The organism is Mesorhizobium sp. M5C.F.Ca.IN.020.32.2.1 (assembly GCF_004023105.1).
Taxonomy (GTDB): domain Bacteria; phylum Pseudomonadota; class Alphaproteobacteria; order Rhizobiales; family Rhizobiaceae; genus Mesorhizobium; species Mesorhizobium wenxiniae.
Genome location: NZ_RZSX01000227.1, coordinates 1 through 7,900 on the forward strand (window position 1 = coordinate 1; position 7,900 = coordinate 7,900).

The window sequence follows — 7,900 nt, forward strand, 5'->3', positions numbered from 1 at the left end:
GTCTATGGGTGGGAGATGGCACTCCCGAGCTGGGATCGCGCGATGAAGGAGGACTGGCTCGGCCGCTGGGCGATGAACCTGATGCTGATCAACGCCTCGACGCGGCGGTTCGGACGGGCGGTGCGACTTCCGGAAGGAGATGTGCCGGCGGGTCATGGCAGCCGCGTGTCGAAATCGGCTACGTCGCGAAGCTTCGTGGCCTTGTCGACGGAGAAGTTCGAACCATCAGCTCGTAGGCACGTTCGGCATTCTCGGCCGCGGCTTTCTCGCTGTTTCGCAACTCCTTCACGTTGTAGGCGTAAGCCGAACCGCGGCGACCGACACCGCGCTCGCCCGGCGCGCCTGCCTTGAGAGCGAGCTGCCTCTGCTTTGCCGCCACTAGCGCCGGGCGAGCCCAGAAGTAGTCCTGCTCCTTTGTCAGCAGATGCCAGACCAACACCGCGAGCTTGCGGGCGACCGCCACGGCTGCGACCTGATGGCCACGCTTGTTGCGGATGCACAGGAAGAAGGCTCTGAGCGGTCCGGGCGCTTTCGCCGCCGCCCAGGCGGCCTCGACCAGCATGGCGCGGCATGGGAAACGCCCATGTTTGCTGATCCGGCCATATTGCGCCAAGCCAAGACCGGATTGGCGCACACGCGGATTGAGGCCGAAGTAGCTCACCAGCCTCTGCGGCTCGCGGAACCGCCGGATGTCGACCGACGGCGGCGATGATACCGCTCGCGACGATGGCATTGACGCCGGTGATCGTCTGAAGCCGCCGGACTTGCACATCATCACCGCTTCCCGGGTGATGTCGCGATCGAGGTCAGCCACATCCTCGGCCAGGCGGTCGATCTCGCGGATATGGCGGGCGATGGCGGCCCGCTCGTCGTCGGGAAGCACCTGCCGCTCGAGCCAGGCGCGACCCCGACTGTTGAACAGATCGGCATGCGGGCACTTCGGCACGAGGTGCGCCTGCAGGATACCATGCACCTCGTTCTTCACGCGCGTGCGATGCCGCACGACCTGGTTGCGCCGCGCGACGAGGCGGCGAAGCCGCTCAGTCCGCTCATCGGGAATCCAGGACCTCAGCCAGAAAGCCGCTGGCATGGAGCTGCGCCAGAACGCCGGCATCGATCTTGTCGGTCTTGATCCTGGCATGGGCGATCGCCTTCACCTGCATCGGGTTGGCGACAATCACCCGGCCGACATAGGGCGACAGAACCCGAACCACCGCCATGGCGTTGCCCGTAGCCTCTACGACAACCTCATCCGTCCGTCGCAAACTGCGGCCGAACCCTTCCAGTCCCGAGCCGGGTCATGTCGACCCGTCCGTGATGGCGCAGCCGGCCGTCTTCCCAAACCAACCACCTCCGCAAAAGTGCGGTGGATTTCCATTCCAACACACGTCTCATCGGCTCCCTCTCCTCAAACAGACGGGAGCCGGCGGGCGACGCGACACCTACGGATCCGCGCTCTCGGCGCAACCGGGCAGGTCGCAGGGGCGGCCAGCTACTAACGCGAGCTCGCAGCTCATCGAATTGATGGGGCCTGCCCGAACTTGGCGTGCTCCCGGTGCCCCTGTCCCGGATGATCGCACCATACGCCGAAAATCGCTCATCTCCAGCGGGGATGGGATGGCACCGTCATGATTCCGGCTACCAACCGATCGAGCGCCTCAACGGCGAGATCAAGCGGAGGACCGAGGTCGTCGGCATCTTCCCCAATGACGAGCGCCTGGATCTGGCTCTTCTCGTCCAAGCACAGGACCAGCGCGATTCGGGCGGTGCCATGTAGAGGCCGACGATGTCGCGCACCTTCTCGACAAACAAAGGGTCGCTCGATAACTTGAAGCTTTCTGCGCGGTGCGGCTGAAGGCCGAAGGCTTTCCATATCCGATGGATCGTCGATGGCGCATGGTGGACGGCGCGTGCCATCGAGCGCAGGCTCCAATGCGTGGCTTCGCGTGGTGTCGCCTCCAGTGTCAGGCGGATCGTCTCGGCAATCGCATCATCGCCGATCTGTCGTGGCGGACCCGGCCGCGGCTCATCGTAGAGGCCATCCAGCCGATCTTGGGCAAAGCGGCGTCGCCACTTGCCGGCCGTGTTCTCAACCGCCCCGACGCGCTGCGCGATCACCTCGTTCTCAAGCCCCTCGGCCGCCAACAAAACAATCTCTGCCCGCTGCACCAGACCTTGCGCCGTTCGCCGCCGGCGCGACAGACCTTCAAGCTCCTTGCGTTCATCAGCGCTCAAGTCGATGGTTGCAGCAACTCGTGCCATGCATTGCATCTCCAATCAAATCAATGCAGTAATCGCACGAATTACGCGATCAGGACATTAGAGGATCGGGGCGTTGCTGGTCTGGCGGCGCGACTAGCGAACTAACGCGGATAATTCATGAAGGATTGTGCCCACTGGCGCAGAGGCCGGACAGCCTGATGTTCAGTTCAGCTTATCGATTGAAGATAACCGTTCCTTGGAAGATGCACATCCGCGATCCTAACCTCGGCACGGACGGACGCATTCTAGCCGCAGGATAAGACGATCCCCGGGGAGCATCCGCCTCATTGCTCGGCCCATGAAGGGTGAAGCGGTAGACGAGGTACGCTGCCCTCCATCTGGGCGTATGACCTAAGGAATGAGTCCGCATCTGCAATTTGGGTGTGCCCGGCGAGTACAAGTGCATGCCAAATCGTCTCGTGGGTTGCGGTTACGACCGCTGACCTGTGGCGTCTCAAAGATTCCATGCGGTTCAAGCAAGGTACAAGACACTGGGATCGGATCATGGACAATGATTCGATGAAGCGAACTCTGCCAATTTCCCCGATCCGTCGAACTTCTACGGGTCGATCCTCGGCTGTGCTGGGGCGGTGCCGGGCGGCTGGAACTGGCCATGGTACTGCAAAAAGGATATCGGCGCCAAGGCGGCGGAAGTGGACTCCATGAGGGACCGGCGAAATCTGTAGAGCGCAACAAGATTTGGAGCGCGATCTACGACCAGCCATAGCGGACGCACCGTGGGCGTCGGTGCTCGACGAGCAGCGCTTCACCATGAAATCCGCACGCATGGGCGGCGTCGACAATCTGTATATCGACCCGGTTCATGTCTTCAGCTACAACAATCTGTATGCAAAAGATGTGCAATAACTGCGACTACACCATCCATGGGCGCCATCACCATTTCGGCTGGGACAACTCCTTTGTTCCGGTCGAGCGGGTGGCACCCGGCTCGACAATCGAGTTCGAATGCCTTGATTCGTCGAGTGGGCAACTTCAGGCCGACAGCACGGTCGGCGACATCGCCAAATTCGACTTCGACAACCCGGTGACCGGGCCGATCTTCGTTGAAGGCGCGGAACCAGGTGATGCGCTTAAGGTGACGATCGAGATGTTCAAACCGTCGGGCTTCGGCTGGACGGCAAACATTCCGGGCTTCGGCCTGCTCGCCGACGATTTTCCGGAGCCGGCACTGAACATCTGGACATATGACGCCGCCTCGCTCGAGCCGGCGCTGTTCGGCAGAGGGGGACGCGTGCCGCTGAAACCGTTTGCCGGCACGATCGGCAATGCGCCGGGGATGAAGGGCCACCATTCCGTTGTGCCGCCACGGCGCGTCGGTGGAAATCTCGACATCCGCGATCTCGCGGCCGGCACCACGCTCTATCTGCCGGTCGAAGTTCCGGGCGCGCTGTTTTCGGTCGGCGACACGCATGCCGCGCAGGGCGATGGCGAAGTGTGCGGCACGGCGATCGAAAGCCCGATGGATGTCGTGCTCAAGCTCGACCTGATTAAGGATGCGCGGCTGAAGACGCCACGCTTCACCACGCCTGGCCCGGTCACGCGCCATCTCGACGCCAAGGGCTATGAGGTGACGACCGGCATCGGACCGGACCTGATGACCGGCGCCAGGGAAGCGGTCTCGCAGATGATCGACCTGCTTGCCGGCCGCTACGCAATGGACCCGGTCGAGGCCTACATGCTGGTTTCGGTCTGCGGCGATCTCCGGATCAGCGAGATCGTCGACATGCCGAACTGGGTGGTGTCGTTCTACTTCCCGCGCTGCGTCTTCGAATGAGCAAAGGCGCAACCAGCAAGCGGACCGGGGTTTTTGCCCCGGCCGTTTCGGTCACGGCCGGAGCGGTGCTGGAAATCTCCGGCCTGACCGTCAGCGTGCGCGGCGAAGACGGCGAGCGGCCGGTGGTATCAGACCTATCGTTCACGCTCGCGCGCGGCGAGACGCTTTGCATTGCCGGCGAATCCGGTTCCGGCAAATCGATGACGGCGCTGGCGATCATGCAGCTCTTGCCGTAGCCGGCCGGCTGGATCTCGTCGGGCACCATTCGGCTTGGGGAGACCGACCTTGCCACACTCAGCGAGCCCCAGATGCAGCGCATTAGCGGCATCGCATCGCCAAATCTCCAGGAGCCGATGACGTCACTCAACCCGGTGCTGTCGATCGGCCGGCAACTGATTGAATCCATCGAGGTTCATGTCCGCCGTTAGCACCAATGAGACAGAATTGGGCTAATTGAGAGAGGAGGTCTTCTGGGCCATGGTAGTGACGAAGCCTTCTGCGGAGAAGGTCAGGGTCACCCGGAAGCATGGCCGGCGGGGAGATTCGCATCCTCCCTGATGGCCTGCGTGGCGAGGACTCGATCGCAGCACTTTGCCGCCGCGAAGTGGATCGCCGATAGCCTGTATCACAACTGGTCGAAGGAGTTGCTCGAAGCCGGCAAGAAGCGGCTGGCGGGTGATAACTGTGCGTGCCGCCACCACGACAAGGTCAAGGTTCTTCGAGACGCGCGATCTGAAAGAGGTCGTTGCCGAACAGGCGCTGGAACTGTGGTGCTCAAAAGCATAATCGCTGATGGGGCGACGACAAATGACATATGCCCCCTCGGAGAGCTCGAGATCATCCGGATCGTCGAGCGATCCCACCTGTCGACGCCGCACGCAACGGCTCGGCATCCCGCGCGCCACTTTCCACTGCTGGTATGACCGCTTCCTTCCTAGTGATCGAGACTGTCGAGACCCATGACCGGATCGTAGGAAAGACCTGGCGCGAGGCGAACCGGCTGCGTGGTGAGCGGATTCTAGAGCGAGATGAGGTTTATGGGAGTCGTGGGATTTCCAAATCAGCAATGATCTAATTCAACCTTGATGCTGGGCAGAAGGCCAGCATGGATGTTGGATACTCGATGGACCTGGGCGAACGGGGTTGTTCGTGCGGTCAAGGTTGAAGGGCTTTCGCGGCGCGCGGCTGCTTGATTCGGCGTCAAGTGCAGCGATCGAGTGGCTGAAGCGGGTGGGAAGACCGGGAGCGTGGCGCCCGCCAAGTGGGTGGCTACAAGCCCGAGCGATATCGGGGGCGTGGCGCGACTGGCTTGTCGAGCGCTGCCGAGAGAAGGACTCCACCTTGCGCGGGCTTGTGGCCGAACTCGGCGAGCGCGGCCTGAAGGTCGATTACCGCTCGGTGTGGGAGTTTGTGCAGGCCGAGAAGCTGCCTCACAAAAAAGACGCTGATCGCAGTCAAGCAGGATCGCCCCGACACCGCGCGCAGTGGGTTCTGTACTAGATTCGGATCGATCCCGCCCGCCTGGTGTTCATCGACGAAACCTGGACCAAGACCAACATGGCTCCGCTCAGGGGCTGGGCGCCGGTCGGACAGCGGATCAAGGCCAATGGCCATGTGTGGACGCCCCCTCGGACGTAGCGTGATCGGGTGCGGCCATGTGTTCGGCCTCTCTTACGGCTCGTCATGGCCGCGGGCCCGTATTGGGAGTTCGAGGATCAGGTCCACATCACTTGAACGCGCTCGAAGCGCTCCCCATGCGCCTGGTTCTCCTGATCCCGCCTCACCCACTTTGCGCCATACCTGTCCTTTGACGCCAACGGCCTCGCGCCCGTGCCGCTCAAGAGGGCACGACCGGAGCCCGATAGCTTCTCCCTTCGTCAACAGCGCCCAGACTATGCGGGTGTTCTTGTTCGCCAGCGCCACGATCACCAACATCGGCGCTTTGCGCTCAAGCATCCGGCCGAGCCAGGATCCTTTAGGCACCCCTTTGCGCTTAGCCCACCGCACCACGGCGCTCGCTGCGCCGCCTCAGTGTGCCATCCGAGATGTTCGGCCCAGTCGTTCCTTGCCGCCCGTAGAGCGCTGACCCGGCGTTAATCCGACCCAGGCAGCAAAGTCACGGCCCGATCGGAACGTCTCCGCTAGGCGGCGCGAGCGCCTCTATGGCGGTGGCAATCAGGGGGGCCGATCCCAAGCACGCTCATCAGACGCCGAGTCGCGTCGTCGGCTTTGGCGCGGGCAGAGATCTCCGTATCCAGCGCGGCGATTTGGTTCTGCAGATGGCGCACCCCCTCGGCGAGGAGGGCAAGGCAGGAGCGAGCAGCTTCCGGCACACTCCGATGGGGGATCCTCGATTGGGCGATGAGGCGTCCGACATGGAAAGGTCCTTGCGGCGCTATCAGGCCGTATTCGGAAAGATGGCCGCGGATCCCGTTGATGAGTTGAGTGCGCTGGCCGACCAGGATATCACCGGTCCGGAAGATCACGGCGGACGCCTGCTTGGCTTCGCTCTTCACAGCCAAGAAGCATGGTCGGGCGCTGCGCCGCCTCGCAGATCGCCTCCGCATCGGACACGTCGTTCTTCTGCCGTTTGACGAAGGCTTCACATAGGCGGGTGCGATCAGCCGCACGGTGTGGCCGAGCTTCCCGATCTCCGACCCCAATTAGTGGGCACCCGGGCACGCCTCCATTGCCACCAAGCACGGTGGTTGGGTGGCAGAGAAAGCCAGCGGTCGCGCCGCAGCTTCCTACGGAAGATGACCGCTCCGGCAGAGTTCGCTCCGTGTACTTGAAAAGACATTCTTGGCCAGATCCAAGCCGATGGTGCTAAGTTCCGTCATGGGCGCCTCCTTTGAGTGGCTGAGAACACCTCCACTCTGGCACATCGATGCTGTCGGGGGGGTACACCCCATCACTGGAAGACCATGACCTTCCTGGCTGCGCTGCGTCATGATCGCATCGAAGCCCCCTTGGCTCATCGACGGGCCGATCAACGGCGAGAGATACCTCCTCTATATCGAGAAGGTTCTCGTGCCCACCCTCTAGCCGGGCGACATCGTTTTGATGGACAATCACGGCTCTCACAAAAGCAAGGCCGTTTGGCGCGCAATTCGCAAAAGCGGGTGCGAGGCTCTTCTTCCTGCCCAAATACTCGCCCGATCTCAATCCAATCGAATAGTTCTTCGCCAAGCTCAAGCACTGGTTGCGAAACACGGCACACCGAACCGTCGAGGCCGTCTGCGACGCAATCGGCCAAACTCTCAATCGTGTCACGCATTACGAATGCTCAAACTATTTCGCAAACTCAGATATGACCGGAGATAATCTCATCATGCTCTTAGTGTCCTGATCGCGTAATTCGTGCGATTATTGTGTTGATTCGATTGGAGATGCAATGCATGGGACGAGTTGCTGCACCATCGACTTGAGCGCCGAGAAACGCAAGGAGCTTGAAGGTCTGTCGCGCCGGCGGCGAACGGCGCAAGGTCTGGCGCAGCGGGCAGAGATTGTGTTGTTGGCGGCCGAGAGGCTTGAGAACAAAGTGATCGCGCAGCGCGTCGGGGCGGTTGAGAACACGGCCGGCAAGTGGCGACGCCGCTTTGCCCAAGATCGGCTGGATGGCCTCTACGATGAGCCGCGGCCGGGTCCGCCACGACAGATCGGCGATGATGCGATTGCCGAGACGATCCGCCTGACACTGGAGGCGACACCACGCGAAGCCACGCATTGGAGCCTGCGCTCGATGGCACGCGCCGTCCACCATGCGCCATCGACGATCCATCGGATATGGAAAGCCTTCGGCCTTCAGCCGCACCGCGCAGAAAGCTTCAAGTTATCGAGCGA

General features: G+C 62.1%; 7 protein-coding genes and 6 pseudogenes. 9 read left to right on the forward strand and 4 right to left on the reverse strand.

Translation table 11 applies throughout. The features are described 5' to 3' along the window. Positions 1-207: pseudogene (locus EOA86_RS13675) on the forward strand (IS256 family transposase); the annotation flags it as partial. Here the strand turns inward: EOA86_RS13675 and EOA86_RS41490 are convergent. After that, entirely contained in the window at positions 179-1,114 is a 936-nt protein-coding gene (locus tag EOA86_RS41490; RefSeq protein ID WP_342028471.1) for a transposase, read from the reverse strand. The pseudogene EOA86_RS13675 and the gene EOA86_RS41490 sit on opposite strands and share 29 nt — an antisense overlap. Next, positions 1,050-1,220: a hypothetical protein gene (locus EOA86_RS40220; RefSeq protein WP_236473035.1), complete on the reverse strand. Its 171-nt coding sequence runs from the start codon at positions 1,218-1,220 to the stop codon at positions 1,050-1,052. Before EOA86_RS40220 ends, EOA86_RS41490 begins: the two co-directional genes overlap by 65 nt. Before the next feature lie 425 nt (positions 1,221-1,645). Here EOA86_RS40220 and EOA86_RS40225 point away from each other — a divergent pair. Next, positions 1,646-1,753: pseudogene (locus tag EOA86_RS40225) on the forward strand (transposase); the annotation flags it as partial. Here the strand turns inward: EOA86_RS40225 and EOA86_RS13690 are convergent. Continuing rightward, positions 1,712-2,262, reverse strand: a pseudogene (locus EOA86_RS13690) (IS630 family transposase); the annotation flags it as partial. The pseudogenes EOA86_RS40225 and EOA86_RS13690 overlap by 42 nt on opposite strands. A 699-nt stretch (positions 2,263-2,961) precedes the next feature. Here EOA86_RS13690 and EOA86_RS40230 point away from each other — a divergent pair. From EOA86_RS40230 to EOA86_RS38610, 5 genes and pseudogenes are all read left to right on the forward strand, one after another. Then, a complete protein-coding gene (locus EOA86_RS40230; protein WP_245497257.1) occupies positions 2,962-3,129 on the forward strand; it encodes a hypothetical protein in 168 nt (55 codons plus the stop codon). Beyond that, positions 3,119-4,057, forward strand: a complete 939-nt coding sequence (locus EOA86_RS13700; RefSeq protein WP_128342133.1) for an acetamidase/formamidase family protein — start codon at positions 3,119-3,121, stop codon at positions 4,055-4,057. Before EOA86_RS40230 ends, EOA86_RS13700 begins: the two co-directional genes overlap by 11 nt. After that, a complete protein-coding gene (locus tag EOA86_RS41495) occupies positions 4,054-4,293 on the forward strand; it encodes an ATP-binding cassette domain-containing protein (protein ID WP_348633345.1) in 240 nt (79 codons plus the stop codon). The genes EOA86_RS13700 and EOA86_RS41495 overlap by 4 nt, the downstream gene beginning before the upstream one ends. A 283-nt stretch (positions 4,294-4,576) precedes the next feature. After that, positions 4,577-4,990, forward strand: a pseudogene (locus EOA86_RS40235) (IS3 family transposase); the annotation flags it as partial. 408 nt (positions 4,991-5,398) lie between these two features. Further along, a complete protein-coding gene (locus EOA86_RS38610) occupies positions 5,399-5,557 on the forward strand; it encodes a hypothetical protein (protein ID WP_164891738.1) in 159 nt (52 codons plus the stop codon). Positions 5,558-5,894: 337 nt separating this feature from the next. Here EOA86_RS38610 and EOA86_RS13715 read toward each other — a convergent pair. Further along, positions 5,895-6,897 (reverse strand): annotated as a pseudogene (locus tag EOA86_RS13715) (IS110 family transposase). A gap of 72 nt (positions 6,898-6,969) precedes the next feature. Between EOA86_RS13715 and EOA86_RS40240 the strand changes: the two are divergent. Further along, positions 6,970-7,406, forward strand: a pseudogene (locus EOA86_RS40240) (IS630 family transposase); the annotation flags it as partial. 45 nt (positions 7,407-7,451) lie between these two features. Then, positions 7,452-7,900: helix-turn-helix domain-containing protein (locus EOA86_RS13725; protein WP_164891739.1), on the forward strand; the 449-nt coding region annotated here is incomplete at its 3' end.